We start from the raw sequence: 606 nt of genomic DNA, 5'->3' as shown, positions 1-606 counted from the left end.
CGGCACCCAGATGGGCCTGGACGCAGCCAACCCGCGCGCCTACACCGATGCCAAGGCGGCCAGCGCAAGCGGCGCGGCCAGCACCGGCAACGGCAATGTCAATGGCCATATCATCCGCGTGGCCGAAGCCGGCGGTGAGAGCGCAGCCACGGCTTTCACATGGGATGTGTATCTCTTCGGCGCGCAATCGGATGCCGACCCGACCAGGATCAATCTGTCGGCGCTTACCGCAGATCAGGACTTCTCCAGCCCGGACGGCATTGCTTTCTCGCGCGCCACCGGCCTGTGCTGGATCCAGACCGATGATGGCGCCTATACCGATGCCACCAACTGCATGATGCTGGCGGCGATACCGGGCAAGGTGGGGGATGGCACGGCCAGGGCGCTAGGCTATACCAGGGCGGACGGCAGCACGCTGACAGTGCAGACGCCCACGGGCAAGGTCCCTGCGGCGGAGAGCCTGAAGCGCTTCCTGGTCGGACCGGTGGATTGCGAGATCACCGGCCTGGCGGAGACTCCGGATGGCAAGGCGCTGTTCGTCAACATCCAGCATCCTGGCGAGTCCATCACCGCGGCCAATGTGGCCGATCCGTCGAAGTATCTGAG

At 65.5% G+C, this 606-nt stretch carries 1 protein-coding gene; it reads left to right on the top strand.

Annotated elements, in window-relative coordinates; genetic code table 11:
- The coding region (locus tag JK635_RS27910; RefSeq protein WP_202652995.1) for an alkaline phosphatase PhoX at positions 1-606 on the top strand (606 nt) is incomplete at both ends.

The sequence above is a fragment of the Neobacillus paridis genome (assembly GCF_016765675.1).
GTDB classification, from domain to species: Bacteria; Bacillota; Bacilli; order Bacillales; family Cytobacillaceae; genus Neobacillus; species Neobacillus paridis.
This window is presented reverse-complemented; position numbering and strand designations above follow the sequence as displayed.